The sequence below is a fragment of the Pseudomonas sp. TE12508 genome (assembly GCF_056279485.1).
In genome coordinates this window covers 46,776-67,393 of record NZ_JBWCCN010000008.1, presented here as the reverse complement: position 1 = coordinate 67,393, position 20,618 = coordinate 46,776, and the positions used below count along the sequence as shown (strand labels likewise).

The window sequence follows — 20,618 nt, the reverse complement described above, 5'->3', positions numbered from 1 at the left end:
TACCTGACGTCGGGGTATAGGCCCCTGTCGAAGTGATGATTTGTGTGTTAATCAGTCGGCCAGGAGCGACTTTCTTTATGGAGTCCAGCAGATCCGCGGCACGCCCCTTTGTTGGCGCTACTCCAGCAGCAACTAATACAGCCATGATGTTCTCCTGAACATCATTCAGCCAGTCATCGGTAACTAGAGTGGCCTCAACCCCGCCGACTGGATCCCCATCAGTGAACTTGTTATCAACTGTGGCCCCCGGGCCGTCAATTCTATGCATCGATTATTCTCCGTACGCGAAGATCGCGATCGTGTGAGCCGGTTTAAGCTGATTCAATTTGCATTCAAGGGTGTCATTGCCCCATGTGCGTAAGCGCTCTCCTGCGGCCGAAAGACCAGCCCTAAAGTCGGTGACGCTTACCTCGGGCGCTCGAACAAGCCAAGTAAACACCCATGCACCATTTGTCAGAGCGTCGCCCGCAGATGACCATCCAGCACGAAAGGGCCGGTATTCTGAGATGGTCACGGTATAGCCGAGTGATGCGGCGAGTTCGATGAAGTAGGCCGGGGATTGCCCGCCCGTGCTGGTTAGTTTCGTGAGCAACGACTTTTTCCGTCCCTGCAGCGTTTGCTCGAGCATCCCTGAACACTTGTCAGGAAGCCCCGCAACTCGCTCCCAATCGGTCAACAGCTCATTGGTCGTTGATGGATTGGCCTCTGATGGAAGCGTTTCACTTCTCAAATCCAGGCGCGCAAATTCGATGGACATACCATCCAGTAAATCGTGAAGCGTCGTACCTGGATCGCGCGGGAATGCCTGCCCAGGTGGGAGCAGCGCTTTCAGCTGCTCCCTGTATTCAGCAGCTGTTCGCATCAAACCTCCTACAGGTTGGAGAATGTCAGGGTGCCAAGTACTGCCATGTGGCCGGTGGCATGAGGGACATCCGCTGCTGGGGTGACGATCTCGTTGTTGTCCTCGCCGGCCGCAAGCGACACCGCTTCGCGCAGACGACTGATCAGTGTTGCGACACCTGGCCGAGAATCGCGGTCAATCAGATCTTGAAGCTCGGCGCGGACGGCGGCCTGAACGGCGGCGGTATTCGGCGCCAACTTGATAGTCATATCCAGAGGATCAGGAACCGGTGCGGCAACAAACACCTCAGCCGTCACTGGCCGTCTCGCCTCGATGTAAGCCTGAACCTCGGCCACCTTTGGGGTTGTCGGTATGATGTCTGGCAGTCCGTCGCAGACGAACAACACGGTCACAGTCCCGGCTCCCATTTGCATGGGGTAGACCCAAACACGTGTTACGCCAGCGACCTCCAGAGCCCAGAGTTCATAGTCAGATTCTGAGCCGCCATGGGGTGGCTTCTGAATGCGGGCAAGAAGTCGCGCCAACAGCTGCGGGTCGGTTTCGACGTCAACGCCACCAGAAAGCTCGGATGTGGTGGTCCCGGTGGACTGGACGCCAGCGATTGGAGAAAGCAGGAGCACAGGTAGACCTGTGCCAAAGTTACCGTTCGCCCCCGCCTCCAGCGCCAGCACTGGGATGATCAGAGGTCCGGCGGCGAATACGCCGTCGCCCATCGTCTTGTACTGCACACCATCCTGCCGCTGAACGATAGTCCCGCCAGGAATGACACTACCTGTCGCACCCGATAGGGCGATCTGCCCACTGGCGAAACCGGCGGTTTTGCGGATCACTTTCCAGATTGCCGCCCAGCGCTCCAGATATTCCTTCTCGGCGGTGTCAATGATTGTTTGTTTGGCGATCCAGTCGAGGTATCCGTACAGCATATGCACGGCGCCAGCTTCAGACTGGCCGACAATGCCCAGCAACGACCGGCGAAGCACTGCGCTTTCAACACCAGTCACCCGGCTGCTGATGTCTGTGATCACACGATCTATAAGCTCGGTCAGAGAAGGTCGAGCAAATGGCATCAGGTATACCCCTTCGCGGCTTGAGCCGCCCATTCGTAGTTGAACCGGTAACGAACTGGCGAGCCAGTCGGCCGGTAAATATCGACGAGAATCAGCATCCAGCCACGAGCGGCGAACTCAGCAGTCACCTCAACGCGGGTTGCGATCAGGTCTTCGACCATCCAAGCCAAAGCCTCGCGGCAATACTGCTGCGCCCTGCTCAGGACTTGCGGGAGTTGTTTTTCCCGGGCCAGCAACCAGAGCAGCGAACCGGTTTGGTCAGACGGAGTGGCGTTGCTGATATCTCCCCAGTAGCCGCGCAGGTCGTCCTGCGGCAGTTCCACGGGGATCTGTTCGGGGCTGGCCCGGCGATCCGTGAACAAGCTAATGATCACAGCAGTTTGAAGACCATCGTCGCGGGCCAGGTCAAACCCAGCCAGCATCAGATCACCGCCGTTTTCGGTCATTATCATTGCGGCATCGGCCATCAGACAGGCACTCCTGAAGAACCAGACCCAGCTGTAACGCCGCCATGTTTGTGGGTGCTGCCGATTTCCTTGCCATTGTGTTTGAACGTGGCACCATTGATCGCGAGATCGTTGATGTTGAGCTCCCCCATTGGCGCGTCGATCTGCAATTTGGTAATGGCCGTGACCTTAACCATGTCGCGCAGCAACTCGATCTTGTTTCCAAGGTCGTCATAGATAGCGACCTCGCCAGGCTGAAGAGCAAGCCGGAACCGGCGGTCATCGACCACCAGCACAATGCCTTGCTCGCGATTGCCGCCCAGAAAGGCCACGGCGCAGTCACCACCAGTCGCATGACTGGTGAATCCGTAGTTCTGCATGTGTTCCACGTCGTCGCGAACCTCTCCTTTGAGGAGTTCGACCTGGACCTGTTGTCTAGGCCCGTCGTCCTTGGTGCCGCGCAGCACACCGCGGCCGAACATCATCATGACTCGGCTCAATAGTTCGCTCATTTAGGTGGATCCTCTTCGCCGATGGCTTCTCGCCAGATGTTGCGGCCTGATGCTTTGCCCTTCTTGGCGTCCTTGCTTTTGCTGTCCGGTGGCTCTGGTGCGAAGGCCTGCGGGCTGACAATGTCGAGCTTGCTGGTGGTGCCGCCCTCTCCGCGCTCATACGTGACTTGTCGGATGATCATTTCCCCATCACACCGCAACCACGGCGACCGCACATAGACCAGCATCCCTGGCTCCCATAGCGGACCACCCGGGCGCTGACGCCAACCCTGAACTTTCACACTTGCGGAGGCGGACTTGCCGATTCGGCTGTTGGCCTCCCAGGTGGCGCGCTCTTGTAAGCCCGCAGCGGTACCGCCGGTTTCCGCCACAATCAGCATCGGCCGATAGCGCGCGATGCCGCTGTCGGTGACAGAGCCCTCTATATGAGCCTCGGTTTCGCCTGTGCTGTCAGGGCTGTAGCTGGCCTGACCTTTGATCAGATAGCTGCTGAAGCGCTGGCTATGATCGATGGTTCCCTCGGCGCTGAGGATGTTCTCCCCCTGCACCAGACCCACAATCGCTCGGCGACCGCCAGCCCGAGTGATGAGCAGGCCGCCGGCGCCATCAGGCATCAACAAGACCCGACGCTGCCGGGCGTAACGCTCGATCGCCTTGAACGCGGTTTCACCCTGCTGCAGTTTGCATACTGGGAATGGGGCCCCTACATCGACATCGGCAACAACCTTTACGCCGAATGGTCTGGCCAGCGCTTGCGCGAACCGCAACAGGTCGACGTTCTTCCACTCGTCCGGCGAGTGGACAGCGCTGCAGTCGACCAGATCCTCGTTTTTGTCCCGGCCTTGGATGTTGATCGTGTGATCAGTTGAACTGAAGGACGGTTTGAAGATATCGACGTAGCCGTTCACCATCGACACCCCAGCCAGGCGCACTTCGCAAACATCCCCTGGCACGATTGGCCAAGGCTCGATCTGTGCCGGTGTGGACTCTCCACCCTCCCACCGCTCCGTCAATGTGACAGTGAAAGCCGTGGTTGCCGCATCGATTGCCCGAGTTACACCGATAGACGTCCAGCCTGAATAGTTCATGCCGTTGACCAACAGCTCCAGGTCATCCATCTGCCAGTACCTCGAGCGGAGTGCCGCCGATCAAGAACCCAGGGTGACGCGGGCTGTTGCGCGCTGCGATCTCATCGGAACGACCCGCATCTCCATAAAGTCGATAGGCCACCAGCAGCGCCGGGAGTGTCTCGCGCGGTGAGTACTGAACGATCCGGGCCAAGTCCTGATCGGGGCTCGGCACAGCTTGAACCACGCTGGTGCGCAGGTCGGACAATGCAACGTAAAGCTCATCGTTTGGAGTCGTTTCGCTTTCAGTGTCGATGCGCTCCACTAGGTCATCGCGAACCTTAATCGCGGACTGGTAGCTGTCATACACCGTTGGCTTCGTGCTGATCTGCGTCAGGCCGCCCGCAGTTACGACCGGTACCTGCGTCACGACAGCGGCTTTCGCCGCCTCGGCGATCGCCGCTTGACGCACATAAGCATTCATCGCCGTAAAGTTGGTCGCCTGCTGTCGGCGGCTGGGGGTTGCTGTACTGCCGGTGTAGCTTGTGGTGGATCGGTCGAACAGCCCGGTCAGCATATTCAGGGAGTTGTTGCCGAACGCCGAGCGAACCGAGCCGATCAGGCTCTGAATTCTGCTGACCATCTGCAATGGCTGCTGAACCAACGAGAATGCATCTGAAGCAAGGTCTTTGGCTTGCTGATAAAAATCGGATGCCGCTTGCAGCTCACCCCCAAGGCTGATGCCCGGTGCGGACATGAACTCTCCGATGTCGGCAAGACCGCTTGCGGCAGCCTCAGCAACATAGGCTGGGAAACCCGTCGTCAGGAAGTCTGACACCAACCCTTTCCCCGCGGCGTCGGTGACGGCGTTGCCCTTGGCGCTGATGGCATTGACCGTATCGACCTTCGCTGTCGGGTACGACGCCTCCCCCGCCTCAAGGAACGTGAGGGTCACCATGCACATGCCGCCGTCAGCAGCGCTTTCCCCAACACCCAGACCACGACATTCGACGGTCATTTCGCCGCGATACGGATGGACAAGCACGCCTGGACCGGCGGTTTCGCAAGCCTTGATCAGTTCATCGCGCTGGGTCTGATACTCCAGACCGATCAGGTAACCAGATACGGAGAACTCCCGTGCCTTGCGACCTAGATCTTCGGTGTAAGGAACATCGCGCTGCGCGTGCTCATGCACAGCCTGACGGCGACCGTGGGTGCTATCTGCTTTTTCAACAAAAAAAACTGCGCCGCGAAAACTTGCGGGGCGGTAGTTATCTCGCCAGGTCATGTCCTCGCTCCGGCAAAGCCCGGGCGTCTGCCGGGCTGGTGAAGTTCAAATGCACGTCCGCACAAACAACGAGAAGCCATTTATGATGAGGCGAATTCACAGAAGGGATTGCGTTATGAAAAAGCTTGGAGCTGTTGTTGTTTTGCTGTTGGCAGGCGTCGCCCACGCCGAGGAACGCCTTCAGACCGTTCAGGTTGCCGGTTTGTCTGTGCCCGGTACTCCCGCCGCCGGCAAAGAGCTTGGGTTCACACAATGCGAGGACAAGTACAGCTATTACGAGTGCAAGCGAAACAAGCCCACGGTGATTTACGGCGCGAAGGCCGACAGCGCTTCGGTGTTTTTCAATGGCAAAGACAACTTTTCCAGTAAAACCGATTCCCGCACCGAGCCGAAGATATCGACAGTGCCTCCTGAGAAATTGTCTTACAGGTCTATTCGCCTGGACTTCCATCTCACCGAGCGTGAAGTGTTGGAGCAGGCATTACTTGCTGACGGCTGGCTGAAAAGCGGGGCTGGCAATTCCCGGGCTTACTACAAGGAAGGGGTTGCCGCTACGTTCAGCATTCACCGGTCACTGACAGTTCTCGAACCTGTCGGGTTGATTGAGGTTAATACACAGATCGATGCGCTGAAGGCCAAGGCTGCCGAAACAGCCAAGGCAGAGGCCAGCTCGAGCTCGTTTATCGAGGCCATGAAAAAATAACTCAAGCGGGCGAAGCCATTGAATAGCCAAGGTTGGTATCGAACTTCGCACCTTGGCTGCCTTCCGTTTTCACCTGCACGCCCCTCGGCATGTTGGCAAAGTCGACCTTCACCCTGACCTCTGCAGGTTGCGGCGATGCTGCTGCCTGCTTTGCCGTCTCATTCCCAACCTGGGCGGCGCGGCGACCGACGTCTGCAAGGTCTTTCTCCCTACCCGGTGTCGCGGCGCCAGCGGCCGGTGGTTGGTCAGTGGTCGTGCCCGATGGCGTACCGGACTCACTTACGTTTTCCTGGGCTGCTGACGACGAATCGCCAGCCGTTATCTCAATGCCCAGCATTTCGGCTGCCCAGTCCGGGATTGCGCGCTTCATTGCACCGATTGCCGCGCTGACTTTCTCGCCAAGAATCGCACCGAGATCCCAACCCGTCAGATATTTCACAAGGCCGTTGAAAGCCTCCATCATCAGTGTGACCGGGTTGTACTCCGTCCAGACTTTGACGATCCCGTTGATGATTCCGTCGCTGAACGCTGCCTTAACCCCAGCCCACTTCTCTTCGAAAAACGCGACGATATTGTCCCAGTTTTTGTAGATGACGAAAGCCGCGCCCCCCACCGCCGCAATTGCCGCAAGGAACCAGCCGACCGGTGTTGTTAGGATGGCAACGCCAAGCCCCTTGAAAGCCATCGCCAGATTGAAAATGCTGACGATGAGCCCGCCACCGATGTACGCGCCCAGCGCGGCAAACACCACATTGGCGCCGCCGAACGTGTCGGATAGCCAGCCGATAGCGGTGATGACTGGCTGGATTCCGTCATACAGATCACCGAGGAAACCGACGATCCTTTCGATGTTGCCCGGCAAGTCCCGAGCGAAGGCCATGGCAAACGCTTCAATTTGTGGCCGATATTTGACGATCGACTCAGTCAACCAAGTGGACATCTTGCTGAGCTCAGGAACCAGCGCGGTGCCGATGATGTTACCGACGCCGCCGACAGCTGCCTTGAGTGTGTCCAAGATGTCGCCGAAAGCCTCACCATCCCGAACAGCATCGTCGGACAGAACGATCCCGAGACGCCGAGCCTCGCCGGCCATTTCCTTGATACCGGCACCGCCACTCCTTATCAGTGGCAAAAGCTCAGTCGCGCTTTTACCGAAAATCTTCACTGCGGCCTGAGCCTGCAGCGCTGGATTTTTGATCTTGGAAATACGGTCAACAAACATGTCGAACTGCTGGTCGGTACTTTTTAAGCTGCCGTCGGTGTTCTTCAGCTTGATGCCAAGACCGGTAAACATGTCCTGGAGCTCTTTCGAACCTTTGGTCGCTGCGCCGACGTTGATGTTCATCTTCTGTAGTGCGCCGGCCAATGCTTCCGAAGAAGATCCGGTGAGCTTGGCGGCGAAGCCAAGTTCCTGGAATCGTTCGCGGCTGATACCGGTTCGTTCGGCGGTGTCACCAATCAAACCCGTGGCATCTGCATAGCCATTCACGAATAAACCAATTGCCGCAGAGGTGATGCCCAGCGTTGCCCCTAGCCCAAGTAGCCTGTCCCGGCTTTGCCCAACGGCGGTACCAACACCGCCGATCGCGCTCCCCACGTTCTTCAGGCTGTTGGTGAATACTGGAAGCCCAGCGCGGTCCAGTGACTTACTGATTCCCGCGCTGATCGCTTGCACCTTGCCCAACATCCCGCGCAGTGGAGCGGTCAACCGGTCAACAGCACCGATGATTACGCTTAATCTGTAGCCTTTGTCTGCCACCCCGTCCACTCCTCTGCCCGCTCAAGCCACCAGTTCAACTCGTCGAAATCCATCTCCATGACCTCGGACGGTTGAACTCCCATTATTTTGACGATCGCGGTTACACCGGATTCCCAGCCCCCAGGCGCTCGAACAAAAAATCTCGGGCCTCCTGCATAAGCGCACCCTGATCCTCTTCCCCCATCTCTTCAACGAACGCCGCCGAACGACCGGCCATTTTTGCACCAAGATCAATCAGCGTTGCGAAGTCGAGATCGACGGCGCCATTGCCTTTACTATCCGATGTCACGCGCATCGAGTAACCGCGCAGGTACTTCAACTTGCGCGAAATCGTCAGTTCAGCAACGGTTTCGCTACCGAACTCGACAGGCTCAATGAGAACCAGCGTTTTTTCCTTCGCCATTACTTGACCTCCTCGGCCGACATGCCTTCAAAACGCACTGGAATGGCGCCTTCCTCGGTGTTTCCTGTGCCTTCATTTGCGTACCAGGCTTCACGCAGGACGATGACTTTGCCGTTCGCCAACTCCAGGGTGATCGTGGCGTCGGCGATATCGAGCAGCGACTCCAGACTCATTTCGGCGCGATCTGTGATCTCTCCCTCGACGAAGGGAATCTGAGGGGTTTCCTTGTAACCGTGGACACGGTCACTTCCGACAACACCCTCTTTTTTCGGTCGACCGAGGTTGTAAGTGAAGGCACCCTTGGCGAAATACATATCGCCATCGATCTTCAAGCTGATGATGCCGCCAACGCGTTTATTGCCAGCCATGTGATGGTTCTCCTGAAGCCCGCCTTACAGACGGAACTGAATTTTGTTGGCGACGATGCGCAGTTGGTTGACCAGATCTGGCGGCAGCAGCATATCGAGCCGGTTCGGATCACTGACATTACGTTCGGCGATGAGGTTGGCCTTGAAGTCGTCGATGTTCTCGACCAACCCCAGATCCTCCCACTCGCGAAACTTGGCGATGGCTTCAGCCTTCATCACGTTCGGCGTGACGACGGCCTGCCCAATACCGTACCGAGTGCCGTTGTCGGCCAGCTTGTGGCGCGGGTACTTGCGCAGGATGTAGTCGCGCCAGTCGTGGCGGATAAACATCAAGGTGAACAGTGTTTCGCTGTCCAGGTAACTGATGTCGGACGCGCCGGCGGCGTTGGTTTTGTAAGTGGTGATCAAGCGCTCAACGAGCATGGTGCCGTCGGTGGACACCTTGCTGGTGGCAATGCCGTCGAACAGCAGCAGGTTGCGCTCTTCGTTGGTGAAGCGATCAGCCGCGGCCGGCGGCAAGCACCAGGCATAAGCCAGGTTCTGAATCGGACGAGCCGGATCGATGGCAGCGTAGTACGCGGCGAGTGCCATCGTTTCAGCAGCCTTTTCGTAAGCTGGCATTGGCTCGTCGTTGGCCATGATGATGGTGAGGTGCTGGTTGTTGTGGCTGTCACCGATCGCGCCCAGACTTCCCTGCGTACCGCGAGCGGCCGCGAAGGCGTGAGCCTCGATCTCACGATTCCAGGCGAAGCGGCTGTTCAGTTCGGTCTTGATGCTGGCCAGACTTGCCGCGTCGCTGTACGGGACAGCCCAGGTATGCAGCCATTCATCACCAAGAGCAGCCAGAGCAGTGTCCAGGACAGGGTTGCCTGCGCCATTTGTGAACGCGGTGACGGTCACGCCGACGCCCGCGGGCAATGCTTGGCCTGCGTAGTAGTTCACCCGGGCATTGAGGCTATTGCCCGCCTCGCCTTTGTGGCGGCTGGTCAGGGTGACAGTGCCAGTTACGGCAGCCGCAGTGACCGGCATGTCGGAAGCAGCAGTAATCGCAGCGGCAGCAGCGGCGCCAATCGCAGTGGCGGAGTCACCACTGATAACCCCGACCGGCACGCGTCGCCCGGCGATCATCAGCTCAACAGTGCCAGAAGCGGTGGCTGGGCCGGTGAATACCAGCGTACCCGAAGCGGCCACGCCAGCGGCATTGTCGATCAGCGGCATTACCAGCAGTTCGGTGTAGGTGTCGATGGCCAGGGCCGCCCGCACCATACCGGCCAGCATGGAGCCCGCACCGAACTGCGCATCAGCCTGGGGAGCGCTGGTCACACGGATTAAGGTGTTTGCTACGGCGAGGCCGCCAGCCAACTTCTGGCCGACCAGCAGGCGACGATAGGTGACCGACTGCGGACCGCTGACAGCTTGGCTGTTATCAATCTCACTGTAGACGCCCGGCTTGCGTAGCGATCCAGGCCCAGGAATGGTGTCGTATCCGATAGCCATTATTTCTCACCTTTTGGGGTTGGGGCCTGTCCTGCAGGCTGTTCAGTTTCAAACACGACATCACCAGCCGCAGCCTTGCGGATCCAGTAGCTGTTGATTTCCAGCGCCTTGCCGTCGGCCGACAGCGCTTCATAGGTGCCAGGGATCCGCACCAGGCGACCCTCGACGGGTTTAACCAGCACTCGGGTGGTCATGGGTTCAGGTCCTCAATGATCGTTTGGGCACGATCCGCTGGATTGGGTTGGGCGTTGTCCAGGCTGTACTCGGTCGAAACCGTGTTCAGATCCGGTAGGCTTTCGTTAAAGAGATCGTCCGGGTGGCGATCGAAGTACTCAGCCTCGAAGATGAGGCGGCAGGCGCCGGTCAGCTGCTCCGACTGATCAAGCAAAACCATGCGCGAGCGCACGTATTGCAAGTCGTTCACGGTATCGCCGAGAGTGTCGTCCATGAGAAGCAGGCGTTCGACTTGCCGCGCCAGTGTGTCAAGGGTGTCATCCAGCGCTACGTTGCCTTCAGCGTGGATCTCCACCACCAACTCCACCCGGCGCCGGTACTCGCGAGGCGCCTGGTTAAAGATCTCGCCTGACTCGTCCATCGTGTAAACGATGATTGCGGGGAGCTCGCTCTGCCAACCGTTGGAAATCAACGGCGCTACGCGGCTGGCATACACACTCGCCCCTGCATTAGTGGCACCCAGCAGCACCGCAACGGCCTGCTTGCGGATCAGTTCGCGCGGATGGGCCATGGCTCAAGCCTTTCGGAGAATGATCGTGACGCCAGCCACACCATCGGGCTGGACGTCGCTAATCGTGAACAGCTCGCCCCGGGCCATGACGCGGTCACGGTTCGTTGGTTTGTTCGGCAAATCGATCAATCGAACGCCGAGGACGGGGTTTTGGCTCGATACTGGCGCACCAGTTTCTGGATCTACGGAAACATGAGCGGTATCGAACACGGCCTGGGCCAGTGGCACGCCGGGCGCTACTCCATCAGTCAGCCAGTACACGGCGCCATCGGGATCGATGGACGCCGATGGCTCACTGAAGGTGCGAATCGAAACGCCAAGCATGCGCTGGGCCATTGAGGCCCAGCCCACTTATGGCACCCCTACGGGAGCAGAGACGCCGTTGAGGCGGCACGCGCCGGTTGCACTTGGGTTCGCCGCCACTTCGGTGGCCAAGCCGACCAACACCAGGCCAGTAGCAGAGACGTTCGTCAGAACACGGGTTGTGGTGTTCATGAACAGAACGTCGCCGACGGCCCAGGCTTGAGCGCTGGTTTTCGCCAGGTCGAAGACACCGCCGGTTTTAAGAACGACCAGATCGCCGGCCACTTCGGTAGTCGCGGCAACACCAATGATCGCGCCGACTTTGTACAGGCCGCCCGAAACGGTACCGCCACTTGGTGCGACAACGGTCAGGTTGTCACCCGCTTGGATGTAATTTTTCATGCTTCACCTATTGAGGCTGGAGAAAGAAAGGGGCACTGGGCGCCGCTTGACGCCCAGAGGGATCAGGCGCCAGGGTTCTTGTAGCCCGCGCGGTAATCGATCCAGCCAGCGCCAAACACCAAGCGAGCCTTGATCTCCATGCCATCCACTTCGAAGCCCTCGCGGGTTTCGGTGAACACGCCCTGTTCGCCTTCTAGGTACGCGTACTCGAAGGTGTCGACGACACCCGGCGAGGCGTACAGATACCACTGGTTACCGGTGATGCGAGCATCAACAATCACAGTCAGCGCGGCGTTGCGGCTGTCGTTGATGTCAGCGTTCTTGGCTGGCACGTAGTTGGAACTGGTGAACTGATACGCCTCCAGCTCTTTGTCTGGGCCGACCACCAAGAACTCTGGGGCCAGGTTCAGGAAAGCGCCGCCCTTGGTTTTCTGTTTCCGCATCGAAGCCCGTGCGGCCGCCAGCGTGGTGGTATTGATCGCACCGCCAGATGCCGCAAGGTTTCCGTGGTTGGCATGGAAGATCGCAACGCCATCGGTGTAGTTCGGGTTACCCAGCAGCAGCGACCACACCACATCCGATTCGGTTTGCGCGGCGGCATTACCCAGGGCTTGAGGGACACGGGTGAACGCGCCCAGGTCATCGTTAACGATCGCTTCCCAGGTGATGGCGATGATCTTGCCGAACTTGGCGACCTTGATTGGCGCACCGTCTTCTTCGAGGGTGCCGTATTGGTACTCGCCGTGTTCCTTGATTTGTTCCAGTGCCGCGATGTCGCCGAGCGCTGCCCGGGTTACAGCGCGGAAGTCCGGCACAGTGGTCTGGCGACCGAGTGGGCGCCAGGTCTGTGGGGCAACTTCGTACGCCGCACGGAGGGTGCGGTTGACGGTATTACCCAGCAGCAGTGGGAAGTCGCTGGTGGAGTGCATGCCCGCCGAGCGCATTGCCTGACGATCGCAACCCAGTGCAGCCTTGGCGATTTCCGCCGGCATCAAGCCGCGGGTGCTACCACCGACCATCTCGACGCATTCACGCGCCATGTCCACCAGGCGCATGCCTCGGAACTCGCGGCCCGCTTCTTCAAGCTTGATGGTGTTGGGTGCACAACGGTGATCCAGGGCGTTCATCATCGCGAAACGCTTGGCCACCAACACGGTGGTATCAACGCCACCTGTTACGGTCGGCTGGCTGTTACGCGTTTGTGGTTGATTACCGGCTTGCCGCTCGGCCACTTTGTCGATCAGCGCGGAACTGGCATCGGCGATCGAGACGCCGCGAGCAATCAGGTCATCAGCGACATCGTCGCCAAGCTCAACCTTCTTCGCCATCTGGCGAATGGTCAAGCTACGTTTGCGCTCAGCCTCTTCCGCTTGTTTGCGGATCAGCTCCTCGGCCGCGCGCTTTTCTTCTTCAGTCATCGGGGTTTCCTCGGTGGTGTTGGCCACGGCGGCCGGTTGGTCGTGAGGCTGTTGCGCCTCGCGAACTTCGAAAATGGTGTTGAAGCGTTGGCCCTGATAGTCAGCGGCGGTTTTGGCGCTGCGGATCTTCGCGCCGTCATCAAAGCCGATCGGAACCAATGACAATTCCAGAGGCTCCCAATCGACAGCGCGGTAGGTCGGCAACTTGTCGTCTTCCTCCTCGATCACCTCGTAGCGGTGAACCGCGTAGCCAACGCTGATGTTCCGCAAGATCCCGTCTTGCACATCACGGAAGATGCCTTCGACATCCTCGCGCTGGCTGAATCGAACAAGGGCTCGCCCTTCTTCGCCTTCAATCCACGCCTTCTCTACAACGCCAATGACGTCGGAGAGTTCGTATGAACTGTGGGCATTTAGGAACGGAGCTCCGTTATTCAGGCGATCAAGGCGCAGCGCCTTGGCACTGACCTCAAGTTCTTCCATGTAGCTACCGATATCCCACGACCAGCGGCGGCCTTTCGATCCAGTGGTCCAGGTCAGTTCTACCGTGCGTTGCTCGACATCAACCGAACCTTCGCGCACGGCCGCGCGCAGGCTGAGCATCGGCGTCTCATGCGTCTTGTTGATCGTCGGTTGGTTCGGGGTTGGCATCGTCTGAATTCTCTTCGTTGGTTTTCGCCGGGGCATCGCTGACTTCGGTTGAAGGAATAACGGTGCCTTCTGGTCGAGCCTGGGTCAGCCCAGCGCCGGACACCTTTCGAGCGTCGTAATCGAACACCAACCCCAGCGCATCAATCTTGCTGAAGTGCTCGGCATAACGGCGCATCACATCGTCCGGGTTGGTGTAGCCCATCTCGCGCAACGCATCGTCAGGGGGCAGCAAGCCGTTGCGCATTCTGTCTTTGATGACGTTCAACTCAGCCGCCGGGTCCACCATGTCGCGGCGTGGGGGGACCCACTCGGCCAGAACTGCTTCGGCAACACCGCCAGGCAGAAGCACCTGGGCTTCCATGAACCAGCGCCAGACCTGATCGCAAAGTTGGGGAATCAACATTCGCCATTGCCAGACATCCACGCGGCGAGCGAAGTGCAGCCAACCCATGCGACCGCTGGAGAAGTTGACCCCTTTCAGATCGGCAGCGAGTAGCTCGTACGGAATGCCAAGTCCCACGGCGATTGCATGCAACACCTGCCATGCGTACGTGGTGTATCCATTGAAGGTTGGCGGCGTAGCGAAACTTACCGCCTCACCCATTGAAAGCTCCTGAATGATCCCAGGCTCTATCCGTTCAATCAGTGGAGGTCGGGCGGTAGAGGAGTTTCCCTTGGCTTCATCCTTGGTTACGAACGCTGCGAAGCAGGCCGCAATCTTGGCCTGCTCCATGATCGCGTCTTCCATTTCATCGAAGCTGCGAAGCCGTTGCATAACCGGAGACAGCCAGCTGTAGCCGCGAGCTTGGCCAGGGCGCTTACCCAGAAACACATGGATCACGTCTTCAGCAGGAACTCGATGGGAAGTCAGCGAACTCCATGCGCTGTTAGCGCCTGGGTGCTCATCGAAAAGCCAGTAAGCTGCGCGCTTGCCAGCAGCATCAAACTCAACGCCCTGAATAATTCTGTTTTTGTTTAAGCTGCCGTCCTTGGTTTCATCCAAGAAGTCTGCTTCCAACACTTGCAGCTGAACCGGAACCGGAAGGCCATCCGAACTGAATCGACGGTGGCGGCGGATCAGGCACTCACCATCCGTTACGATAGCTTCCATAATCTTGTGCTGCAGACCATAGAAATTCTCAAGGCCGTCGGCATCGCATGCCGCCGTCTCACCCCACGCACGCCAGAGTTCGCCAAGCCGTTCGTTGTCTCGATCACGTTTTGCCTTGGGTCGAGGAACAACCCCGGCGCCGACGACGTTGTCGGCGATGCCTGTTATTGCCCGCTCTGCGTATGGATTGTTCCTTCGAAGATCGCGCGCACGGTTCCGCAAACGAGCAAGGGCTGGTGCGTTTTCCACATTGGAATCGCTGCCAGCGCTGCGCCATCCGTCATTACGACGACCACCAGCAGCCCCTTCAAACCGTCGCTCCAACGTGCCGATCATCATGTCTGTGCGAAGTTTGCTCAGCTTGTGCTGGGCGCGTTTCGCAGCGATGCCTGGAAACAGGTCACTGATTACACCCATTTCAATACCCCTTCGAGAATGATGCGTAGCGACGACCGCCGTCGTTGTGGGCATTCAGGCCAAGCTCAGTGGCCATCAGTTTGAGCAAGCGCAACATCTCGTCGAGCGATCGGTAGGTGACGCTCTTGTCTGCATATCGAACCGAAAGCGCACCCTCGGCCACAGCGGCCTTGAGCGATTCGTATTGCTCCAGGGTGAAGGCCATCAGTCTCACTTCCAGTATTTGGATTTCGCCCGCGGGCGTTCCACGTTGTCGGTCGCGGCACCGCCGCCCAATGCTGATTCAAACAAGTCGAGGTTCAGACCAAAGCGCTGTTGGCAGATGCGCAACGCAGCGAGCGCGTAAACGAAACAGTCGAGCGCTTCGTTGCGGCGGCCGCCGGCGTCCCAGCGCATCTCACGCTTGCCTTTGGAGATGACCGCTTTCTTCTTCTCGGAGGTGAGCTGTTTCACCTCCGACTCATCGCAGATCACATCGTTGGCTGGCAGGTGGACGACACCTGGCTGAGACTCGGCCGCCTGCGATTTGGCGGTGTCGATCGGCATCTTCATGCGTGCGTACAGCAGCTCTTTGGCGTTGTCGGTGCCAATCTCTGTGAGGTAAACCTTGTTGAGTTTGTTCTTGGTGCGCGGCATGTTCGCGATTGGCTTGCCGTAGGTATTGGCACCGCGAATTGGAATGACCCACTGAGGGCCATGCTTGCGACTCTCGGCGTACACCTCGTCGGTGTAGTGACCGCCGGAGTCCCACGTCCACCGTTCGACCTTCATGATCTGACCGTCTGATCTGGTGAACTGACGGTGCAACTCGAGGCCTACCTTGCGCCGCAGTTCCTCGCTTGCCGGGTCACCCATCAGGATGAAGCGGTGAACCAGCCACGCTTCCTCACCTGGACCGAACGCCCAGACACGACCCTCGTAGCGGTCGTCCTGTGTATCAATGCCGCCGACGAGGACAAGTCCAAGCGCCGGCACCTGCGGATAAACCTCGCGACGTCCGTACAGAACTTCAGAGTCGAGCTTCTCCCCTTGGTCGTCGTCCCATGTTTCACCACGCGTGGTGTTGATGAAAGTGATCAGCTTCTGAACGTCGCCTTTGACCTTCAGCCATTCATCCACCAACTTCAGCCAGGTGTTCCACGTACTGTAGATCGCCCAGATGCTGAAGCTCACGGAGCGCGGCGTGCGGATCAGTTCGTCATCAACGCCAAACCAGTCCATCCCGTCGCGGGTCCAGATGCCGGTGTTATCGCAAACCCACCGCCCGGTCTTCGCCGCTTCAACCATGTCCTGGTGCCAGATGACACAGGCAGCGTGCTCGCACAGATACCAAGCCTTGGTCGCTTCACCGAGGTTGTTCTTTTCCCACTTGAGTCCGAAGTCACAGTCCTTGCCGCCCCACTTCAGCGTTTGCTCTTTGTGGCAATGCGGACAGTTGATGTGAAAGCGCAGCAGGTACGGCGACTCTTCAACCGCCTTCGTGACCTGGCAAGACCCAGCACGTTTCGGAGTCGAGCCCCGAATTGATTTAGGGTAGGTGGCGCCGTCCAGTCGTTTGTCACCAAGACTGATCGGCGCACCCTCGCCTTCGACGCTGGCGTCAAAGTTCGACAGTTCGTCGTAGATCACTTCGTCGCAAGACTTCTCCCGGTAGTTACGGGATGCCTTGCCACCGCGGCACCAGAGGGTGCGGCGGTTGGAGAACACCTTCTGATCCAGCGTATTATCGCTGTGCTTGCGACCGAACCACGGCGCCAGATCGCGAACCGAAGGTACGTCGCGAATCATGCCTGTGACGTGAGTGCGTGACACATCCTCGGCGTCAGGATCCGTCGGGCACCACATCATTATGTTGCGGCGCTTGTGCTGGATCTTGTAACCAATGTTCGCCATCAACAGCTTGGTGTATCCGATCCGCGCCGACTTGATGAAGTTGACGACACTGATCAGGTCGTTCCCCATGCTGTTGAGGATCGCAACCTGGAACGGTTCGGTCGTCCACTTGCCCTCGTGATAAGAGGACTCGGCCGACATATAGAAATTTTTATCCGCCCACTCGACTGCTGTCTGCGGCGGTTCTTTATAGAGCGCTTGGAGTCCGAGCTTGATCGACTTGCGCAGATCGTTAAGCCATGGACTCGACATACTCATCTAATAATTCCGGAAGACGCTCGCCAAACTCGGCAGCGATATTTCGTGCCAGGGCCAGTTCGCGCTCCATCGATTCGACGACTCGAGGGTCAACCTCGGGGTGTCGGCGGGCTACCGTCTTGCCGACGGTGTCCAACTTCGAACCAATTTGAGCGGCGATTTTTGCGAGGGCGAAAGTGGCGAATGGGACCGGCACCAACTGCCGGTCATCCACCTGGTTCTTCTTCTCTTGTGAGGTGGCTTGTGCGGCAGTGAGGCGCAAGCGCTCGGCCATCAGTTTGTATTCCACCAACGGATCGATGCCTTCGGTCCCCTCACCCGTTGGTTGTTGTTTCCGCTGCGCATGTTCAACGCGGTTTTCGACCACGTTCTGTACGGTGTAGAACGCCTCACGACCGATGCGTGCGACAGGCGCAACTCCCCATTTGTCAAAGGCTTGCGGAGAAATCCCCAGGCTCGAAGCCATGTCGGATTTGTTCAACCATCCGCGCTGCTTGGTTGTTTCGTTTTTGGCCATGATTAAACAACAACCAACCTCTAAAAAAAGGTCATACATATTTGATGGGCGGGGCCCGAATTACCCGCAAGGGGTTGGGGTCCCGGGAAGGACCCAAAGGGGGGGTACCCCCTGCCCTGCCCGTCAGCCCCGGGCTGTCGACAGTGCCTGATCCATCGCGCTGGCGAATTCCTTCGCTCGGTTCGCCTTCACGATATTGTCTGCGATCTTGTAGAACGGGACGATCACTCGGTAGCCAGGCTCGCCCTCGCTGAAGATGAAGACAGGGCGAACAGCATCACCGAACGCAGTCTTCTTCCTCTCCCAGATACCCTGGGTACCATCGACATCACCTGCGAAATACTTCTGGGCGTTGCCTTTGCGCTTGCTGCGCTTACTGCCCGTGGCGTTGGCCTGCACACCGCTGACAGTCTCGGCCGCACCCAAGCCCGACAGGATCTTCATAATCGTGCCGCGCGGTACGTTGCCGAATTGATTGAGTGCTGATGCTGCTGGGATTGCGTACTGACCTGGCTTCATGATGCCTTTGCCGATCAGTGCTTTCTCGAAACGCTTATGTGGCCGGCGACCGCCTTTCACTGCCTGTTGCAGGTAGGTGTCCGCTGGCACACCTGAGGTCCATGCATCCTTAAAGAAGGTGCGCGCCTCTGGGTTGCCCTTCTTGGCAGCCTTCACATAGAGGCTGTTCATCGTGGTCGCAGTTGGCCTATCGAGACGAGCCCTCAACACTGAGAGCTCACCCTGCTTAACGAGCATGGCCAAGCGCGTGGCCATCAAGGCAAACGCAAAGGGTATCTGCTTGCTACCAACAGTGCGCAGAGCCTTAGAAAGCTCTTCCACATTGGTATGGACGTCGATCTTTATCATCGCCCCTCCAATCTATTCGGGCTGGGCAGGCTCATCTTTCGGTTCATGCAGCTTCGACTGCTGCACCACCCTGGCTACAGCCACTGCAATGCTGAGTCCCATGTTCACCACGGCAAAGACCAGAGGATCCACGGCGCCCTGAAACACCGACCATCCAGCCGCTGCGGCATTCAGAATCGCGCCGGCGATCGCCAATTGAACACTGGTCATTCGCCAGAACTTTCGCCATTCAGGGATTAGGGTCATTGGTTGTCTTCGCTGCAGGTAGTTGCTCAAGGCGTTCGGCGTAGCGCTTCCAATGATCTCGGCTTTTCAGGGCTTCGCGCAGCGCAGAGCTTTGATCGACACATTGATCGCTGACGTATCGGTAAATGGTCGTTCGGTAAACCTTTGGCTGCTCTTGGATCGTTTCTTTCTGCGCGCAACCAGTGAGCAACATGAGGACGATCAGCAAGAGCTTCACTTGGGTCTACCTGTCTGGACGAGAGTCTTGAGGCTTTCACCGACTTGGTTGATCTGAAATTCTTGCCGCTGGGTCGAGATGCGAAGGGAGTCGATCAGCTTGTCCGTCGACTCCCTGGACCGCTCCAGCGAGTCGACCCGCTGGCCGATGAGGGCCTGATTTGTTTGGTAATTGGCTAACTGGACCTGGAGTGATCCAAGCGAGCCGACGACGTAGACAAACGCACCAATGGCACCGGCCGACAGGATCGTTTGCAGTATCGGGACAGCGACCTTGAATGTGGTGCTGTCTGCAATGCGCGAGACTTCAGTCATGGGCGGTACCGTAATAAAAATGGCCTGCATTGGCCTGGGCGGAGCCCAAAACAAAAGCCCCGGAATTTGCCGAGGCGCTGGAAACTGGAGAATTTATTCCGCCAGGGTGAAATCGATGTAGTACGACTTACCTGGTTCGAGCTTGTCGGCCACGGACTTCACGATCTTGGCCTTGTACTCAGCGACAGGCGTGTACTTGCCAAATACAGCGTTCTCGCCTGGCGGATCTTTTGGAAGCGCACACACCGCACCGAATCTGACGTCACACAGCGGATCGTCGCGCTCTTGGTTGGCGTGACGAACATGGGTAACTTCGTGGCAGACCATTTTGCAACGCATTACTGGAGACATGATGTTTCCTCGGGTTATGAGCAGGAGGGCCTATCAGTCTTTCGCCTGCGGATTTGGGTCAGCTCCAGCAGCACTCCCAGCTCGGAGCAATGGGTGTGGTGGAGCCGAAAACGAAAAAGCCCCAGCAAATGCCGAGGCTCTGTGAACTGTAAAAAGCAAAAAGCCCAACTTCAGAGTCGGGCTTTGCTCGCGGAAAAACCGCAAAGTAACTGAAATCTATATATAGGCCCCGGTCCTGTCAAGCAGCCTCTCGACGAATATCTAAAGCCCCATCAATCCATGCGATTCCAGCCTTCCATAGCTGCCTGGTCTTCTCTTCCCCAAACCCCAATTTCTTACCCACATCTACCAGGGCCTTGTCCCGCGCGGTGTAGTACTTCATCAGCACATTCCCGCATTCCGGGTAGCGCTTCAGCAAGCGACCCATCAGACCATCGATCATCAGCGCATCGTCATCCGTGATCATTGGCGTATGCAGGGTGTTCTCGCGAGATGCGCAGCAGGACACACCTGAGCCCAGCACCACCCAGCGACCCCAATGCTCCAGCAGGTCTTCCGATGTGCGCTCGGTGAAGCTCTTCGTTCTGGCCATTGATCAATCCCCCGTGAAATTCGTGCCGCCGGCGCCGCGACGGTTGTTCTGTTCGTAGTACTCGATCACGTCGACCTGGTTGCCCCTGATCGTGCTCGCAGGGTTGCGGAGTTGTTCGATCTGTCCATGGGCGTGCTTCAAGTTGAAGCTCAGCTGGGTGACGAGATCCTGAAGCGCCAGAGGCTGATCGTTGTCCTCCCGAACCCATCCAGAAGCGTTGCACTGAATGCAATCGATCTGATGGAACACGCCCCTAATCACCGCTTTACCGTGGCATGTCAGGCATGGCTTGAGCGGGATCACCTGCCTATTGAAGGCGGGGCCATGAGTCTTTTTGTCCATTT

Annotated in this window: 27 protein-coding genes; 1 reads left to right on the top strand and 26 read right to left on the bottom strand. The window is 58.1% G+C overall.

Annotation, left to right across the window (positions count from 1 at the left end; genetic code table 11):
* Window positions 1-271: 271 nt before the first annotated feature.
* From ACZ9IM_RS12775 to ACZ9IM_RS12750, 6 genes are read right to left on the bottom strand one after another with little or no spacing between them, the layout of a single operon-like run.
* Complete coding sequence (locus ACZ9IM_RS12775) at window positions 272-862, bottom strand: YmfQ family protein (RefSeq protein WP_476224127.1); 591 nt, start codon at window positions 860-862, stop codon at window positions 272-274.
* Window positions 863-870: 8 nt separating this feature from the next.
* Entirely contained in the window at window positions 871-1,929 is a 1,059-nt protein-coding gene (locus ACZ9IM_RS12770; RefSeq protein ID WP_476224126.1) for a baseplate J/gp47 family protein, read from the bottom strand.
* A complete protein-coding gene (locus ACZ9IM_RS12765) occupies window positions 1,929-2,396 on the bottom strand; it encodes a phage GP46 family protein (protein ID WP_476224125.1) in 468 nt (155 codons plus the stop codon). The genes ACZ9IM_RS12770 and ACZ9IM_RS12765 overlap by 1 nt, the downstream gene beginning before the upstream one ends.
* Entirely contained in the window at window positions 2,396-2,887 is a 492-nt protein-coding gene (locus tag ACZ9IM_RS12760) for a phage baseplate assembly protein V (RefSeq protein WP_476224124.1), read from the bottom strand. Before ACZ9IM_RS12760 ends, ACZ9IM_RS12765 begins: the two co-directional genes overlap by 1 nt.
* Entirely contained in the window at window positions 2,884-4,005 is a 1,122-nt protein-coding gene (locus ACZ9IM_RS12755) for a phage baseplate assembly protein (RefSeq protein ID WP_476224123.1), read from the bottom strand. Before ACZ9IM_RS12755 ends, ACZ9IM_RS12760 begins: the two co-directional genes overlap by 4 nt.
* Window positions 3,998-5,242 carry a DNA circularization protein gene (locus tag ACZ9IM_RS12750; protein ID WP_476224122.1) on the bottom strand — a complete coding sequence of 415 codons (1,245 nt, stop codon included), beginning with the start codon at window positions 5,240-5,242 and terminating at the stop codon, window positions 3,998-4,000. Before ACZ9IM_RS12750 ends, ACZ9IM_RS12755 begins: the two co-directional genes overlap by 8 nt.
* A 115-nt stretch (window positions 5,243-5,357) precedes the next feature.
* On the opposite strand from ACZ9IM_RS12750, the gene ACZ9IM_RS12745 reads away from it, so the two are divergent.
* Entirely contained in the window at window positions 5,358-5,945 is a 588-nt protein-coding gene (locus ACZ9IM_RS12745; RefSeq protein WP_476224121.1) for a hypothetical protein, read from the top strand.
* Between the two features lies 1 nt (window position 5,946).
* On the opposite strand, the gene ACZ9IM_RS12740 is transcribed toward ACZ9IM_RS12745, so the two are convergent.
* The 20 genes from ACZ9IM_RS12740 to ACZ9IM_RS12645 form a co-directional block, all read right to left on the bottom strand.
* Window positions 5,947-7,704, bottom strand: coding sequence for a phage tail tape measure protein (locus tag ACZ9IM_RS12740; protein ID WP_476224120.1), 1,758 nt, complete (start codon window positions 7,702-7,704; stop codon window positions 5,947-5,949).
* Window positions 7,705-7,804: 100 nt separating this feature from the next.
* Window positions 7,805-8,107: a hypothetical protein gene (locus ACZ9IM_RS12735; RefSeq protein WP_476224119.1), complete on the bottom strand. Its 303-nt coding sequence runs from the start codon at window positions 8,105-8,107 to the stop codon at window positions 7,805-7,807.
* Window positions 8,107-8,475, bottom strand: coding sequence for a phage tail tube protein (locus ACZ9IM_RS12730; protein WP_476224118.1), 369 nt, complete (start codon window positions 8,473-8,475; stop codon window positions 8,107-8,109). Before ACZ9IM_RS12730 ends, ACZ9IM_RS12735 begins: the two co-directional genes overlap by 1 nt.
* A 24-nt stretch (window positions 8,476-8,499) precedes the next feature.
* Window positions 8,500-9,972 carry a phage tail sheath subtilisin-like domain-containing protein gene (locus ACZ9IM_RS12725; protein WP_476224117.1) on the bottom strand — a complete coding sequence of 491 codons (1,473 nt, stop codon included), beginning with the start codon at window positions 9,970-9,972 and terminating at the stop codon, window positions 8,500-8,502.
* A complete protein-coding gene (locus tag ACZ9IM_RS12720; protein ID WP_476224116.1) occupies window positions 9,972-10,166 on the bottom strand; it encodes a DUF2635 domain-containing protein in 195 nt (64 codons plus the stop codon). The genes ACZ9IM_RS12725 and ACZ9IM_RS12720 overlap by 1 nt, the downstream gene beginning before the upstream one ends.
* Window positions 10,163-10,717, bottom strand: coding sequence for a hypothetical protein (locus ACZ9IM_RS12715; RefSeq protein WP_476224115.1), 555 nt, complete (start codon window positions 10,715-10,717; stop codon window positions 10,163-10,165). Before ACZ9IM_RS12715 ends, ACZ9IM_RS12720 begins: the two co-directional genes overlap by 4 nt.
* Before the next feature lie 3 nt (window positions 10,718-10,720).
* Window positions 10,721-11,041: a head-tail joining protein gene (locus ACZ9IM_RS12710; protein ID WP_476224240.1), complete on the bottom strand. Its 321-nt coding sequence runs from the start codon at window positions 11,039-11,041 to the stop codon at window positions 10,721-10,723.
* 27 nt (window positions 11,042-11,068) lie between these two features.
* Window positions 11,069-11,422, bottom strand: coding sequence for a DUF2190 family protein (locus ACZ9IM_RS12705; RefSeq protein WP_476224114.1), 354 nt, complete (start codon window positions 11,420-11,422; stop codon window positions 11,069-11,071).
* A gap of 62 nt (window positions 11,423-11,484) precedes the next feature.
* The gene (locus ACZ9IM_RS12700; RefSeq protein ID WP_476224113.1) at window positions 11,485-13,491 is read right to left on the bottom strand and encodes a prohead protease/major capsid protein fusion protein; all 2,007 of its coding nucleotides are present in this window, start codon (window positions 13,489-13,491) and stop codon (window positions 11,485-11,487) included.
* Window positions 13,451-15,019 (bottom strand): phage portal protein, encoded by a 1,569-nt coding sequence (locus ACZ9IM_RS12695; protein WP_476224112.1) that lies wholly within the window; start codon window positions 15,017-15,019, stop codon window positions 13,451-13,453. The genes ACZ9IM_RS12700 and ACZ9IM_RS12695 overlap by 41 nt, the downstream gene beginning before the upstream one ends.
* A gap of 1 nt (window position 15,020) precedes the next feature.
* On the bottom strand, window positions 15,021-15,224 hold the full coding sequence (locus tag ACZ9IM_RS12690) for a phage head-tail joining protein (RefSeq protein ID WP_476224111.1): 204 nt from the start codon (window positions 15,222-15,224) through the stop codon (window positions 15,021-15,023).
* 5 nt (window positions 15,225-15,229) lie between these two features.
* Complete coding sequence (locus ACZ9IM_RS12685) at window positions 15,230-17,170, bottom strand: phage terminase large subunit family protein (protein WP_476224110.1); 1,941 nt, start codon at window positions 17,168-17,170, stop codon at window positions 15,230-15,232.
* Complete coding sequence (locus ACZ9IM_RS12680; protein WP_476224109.1) at window positions 17,145-17,687, bottom strand: terminase small subunit; 543 nt, start codon at window positions 17,685-17,687, stop codon at window positions 17,145-17,147. Before ACZ9IM_RS12680 ends, ACZ9IM_RS12685 begins: the two co-directional genes overlap by 26 nt.
* A gap of 123 nt (window positions 17,688-17,810) precedes the next feature.
* Window positions 17,811-18,554 carry a hypothetical protein gene (locus ACZ9IM_RS12675; protein ID WP_476224108.1) on the bottom strand — a complete coding sequence of 248 codons (744 nt, stop codon included), beginning with the start codon at window positions 18,552-18,554 and terminating at the stop codon, window positions 17,811-17,813.
* Window positions 18,555-18,566: 12 nt separating this feature from the next.
* Window positions 18,567-18,764: a DUF7940 domain-containing protein gene (locus ACZ9IM_RS12670; RefSeq protein WP_476224107.1), complete on the bottom strand. Its 198-nt coding sequence runs from the start codon at window positions 18,762-18,764 to the stop codon at window positions 18,567-18,569.
* Between the two features lie 19 nt (window positions 18,765-18,783).
* Window positions 18,784-19,017, bottom strand: coding sequence for a hypothetical protein (locus ACZ9IM_RS12665; protein ID WP_476224106.1), 234 nt, complete (start codon window positions 19,015-19,017; stop codon window positions 18,784-18,786).
* Entirely contained in the window at window positions 19,014-19,331 is a 318-nt protein-coding gene (locus tag ACZ9IM_RS12660; RefSeq protein WP_476224105.1) for a hypothetical protein, read from the bottom strand. Before ACZ9IM_RS12660 ends, ACZ9IM_RS12665 begins: the two co-directional genes overlap by 4 nt.
* Window positions 19,332-19,424: 93 nt before the next feature.
* Window positions 19,425-19,682, bottom strand: a complete 258-nt coding sequence (locus ACZ9IM_RS12655; protein WP_476224104.1) for a hypothetical protein — start codon at window positions 19,680-19,682, stop codon at window positions 19,425-19,427.
* 238 nt (window positions 19,683-19,920) lie between these two features.
* Entirely contained in the window at window positions 19,921-20,274 is a 354-nt protein-coding gene (locus ACZ9IM_RS12650) for an antiterminator Q family protein (protein ID WP_150704043.1), read from the bottom strand.
* Window positions 20,275-20,277: 3 nt separating this feature from the next.
* Window positions 20,278-20,616: a hypothetical protein gene (locus ACZ9IM_RS12645; protein ID WP_476224103.1), complete on the bottom strand. Its 339-nt coding sequence runs from the start codon at window positions 20,614-20,616 to the stop codon at window positions 20,278-20,280.
* Window positions 20,617-20,618: the final 2 nt, after the last annotated feature.

Coding starts and splice junctions, on each gene's coding strand:
- ACZ9IM_RS12775 (WP_476224127.1), bottom strand. CDS start 862: ATGCGAACAGCTGCTGAATACAGGGAGCAGCTGAAAGCGCTGCTCCCA.
- ACZ9IM_RS12770 (WP_476224126.1), bottom strand. CDS start 1,929: ATGCCATTTGCTCGACCTTCTCTGACCGAGCTTATAGATCGTGTGATC.
- ACZ9IM_RS12765 (WP_476224125.1), bottom strand. CDS start 2,396: ATGGCCGATGCCGCAATGATAATGACCGAAAACGGCGGTGATCTGATG.
- ACZ9IM_RS12760 (WP_476224124.1), bottom strand. CDS start 2,887: ATGAGCGAACTATTGAGCCGAGTCATGATGATGTTCGGCCGCGGTGTG.
- ACZ9IM_RS12755 (WP_476224123.1), bottom strand. CDS start 4,005: ATGGATGACCTGGAGCTGTTGGTCAACGGCATGAACTATTCAGGCTGG.
- ACZ9IM_RS12750 (WP_476224122.1), bottom strand. CDS start 5,242: ATGACCTGGCGAGATAACTACCGCCCCGCAAGTTTTCGCGGCGCAGTT.
- ACZ9IM_RS12745 (WP_476224121.1), top strand. CDS start 5,358: ATGAAAAAGCTTGGAGCTGTTGTTGTTTTGCTGTTGGCAGGCGTCGCC.
- ACZ9IM_RS12735 (WP_476224119.1), bottom strand. CDS start 8,107: ATGGCGAAGGAAAAAACGCTGGTTCTCATTGAGCCTGTCGAGTTCGGT.
- ACZ9IM_RS12730 (WP_476224118.1), bottom strand. CDS start 8,475: ATGGCTGGCAATAAACGCGTTGGCGGCATCATCAGCTTGAAGATCGAT.
- ACZ9IM_RS12725 (WP_476224117.1), bottom strand. CDS start 9,972: ATGGCTATCGGATACGACACCATTCCTGGGCCTGGATCGCTACGCAAG.
- ACZ9IM_RS12720 (WP_476224116.1), bottom strand. CDS start 10,166: ATGACCACCCGAGTGCTGGTTAAACCCGTCGAGGGTCGCCTGGTGCGG.
- ACZ9IM_RS12715 (WP_476224115.1), bottom strand. CDS start 10,717: ATGGCCCATCCGCGCGAACTGATCCGCAAGCAGGCCGTTGCGGTGCTG.
- ACZ9IM_RS12710 (WP_476224240.1), bottom strand. CDS start 11,041: ATGCTTGGCGTTTCGATTCGCACCTTCAGTGAGCCATCGGCGTCCATC.
- ACZ9IM_RS12705 (WP_476224114.1), bottom strand. CDS start 11,422: ATGAAAAATTACATCCAAGCGGGTGACAACCTGACCGTTGTCGCACCA.
- ACZ9IM_RS12700 (WP_476224113.1), bottom strand. CDS start 13,491: ATGCCAACCCCGAACCAACCGACGATCAACAAGACGCATGAGACGCCG.
- ACZ9IM_RS12695 (WP_476224112.1), bottom strand. CDS start 15,019: ATGGGTGTAATCAGTGACCTGTTTCCAGGCATCGCTGCGAAACGCGCC.
- ACZ9IM_RS12690 (WP_476224111.1), bottom strand. CDS start 15,224: ATGGCCTTCACCCTGGAGCAATACGAATCGCTCAAGGCCGCTGTGGCC.
- ACZ9IM_RS12685 (WP_476224110.1), bottom strand. CDS start 17,170: ATGAGTATGTCGAGTCCATGGCTTAACGATCTGCGCAAGTCGATCAAG.
- ACZ9IM_RS12680 (WP_476224109.1), bottom strand. CDS start 17,687: ATGGCCAAAAACGAAACAACCAAGCAGCGCGGATGGTTGAACAAATCC.
- ACZ9IM_RS12675 (WP_476224108.1), bottom strand. CDS start 18,554: ATGATAAAGATCGACGTCCATACCAATGTGGAAGAGCTTTCTAAGGCT.
- ACZ9IM_RS12670 (WP_476224107.1), bottom strand. CDS start 18,764: ATGACCAGTGTTCAATTGGCGATCGCCGGCGCGATTCTGAATGCCGCA.
- ACZ9IM_RS12660 (WP_476224105.1), bottom strand. CDS start 19,331: ATGACTGAAGTCTCGCGCATTGCAGACAGCACCACATTCAAGGTCGCT.
- ACZ9IM_RS12655 (WP_476224104.1), bottom strand. CDS start 19,682: ATGTCTCCAGTAATGCGTTGCAAAATGGTCTGCCACGAAGTTACCCAT.
- ACZ9IM_RS12650 (WP_150704043.1), bottom strand. CDS start 20,274: ATGGCCAGAACGAAGAGCTTCACCGAGCGCACATCGGAAGACCTGCTG.
- ACZ9IM_RS12645 (WP_476224103.1), bottom strand. CDS start 20,616: ATGGACAAAAAGACTCATGGCCCCGCCTTCAATAGGCAGGTGATCCCG.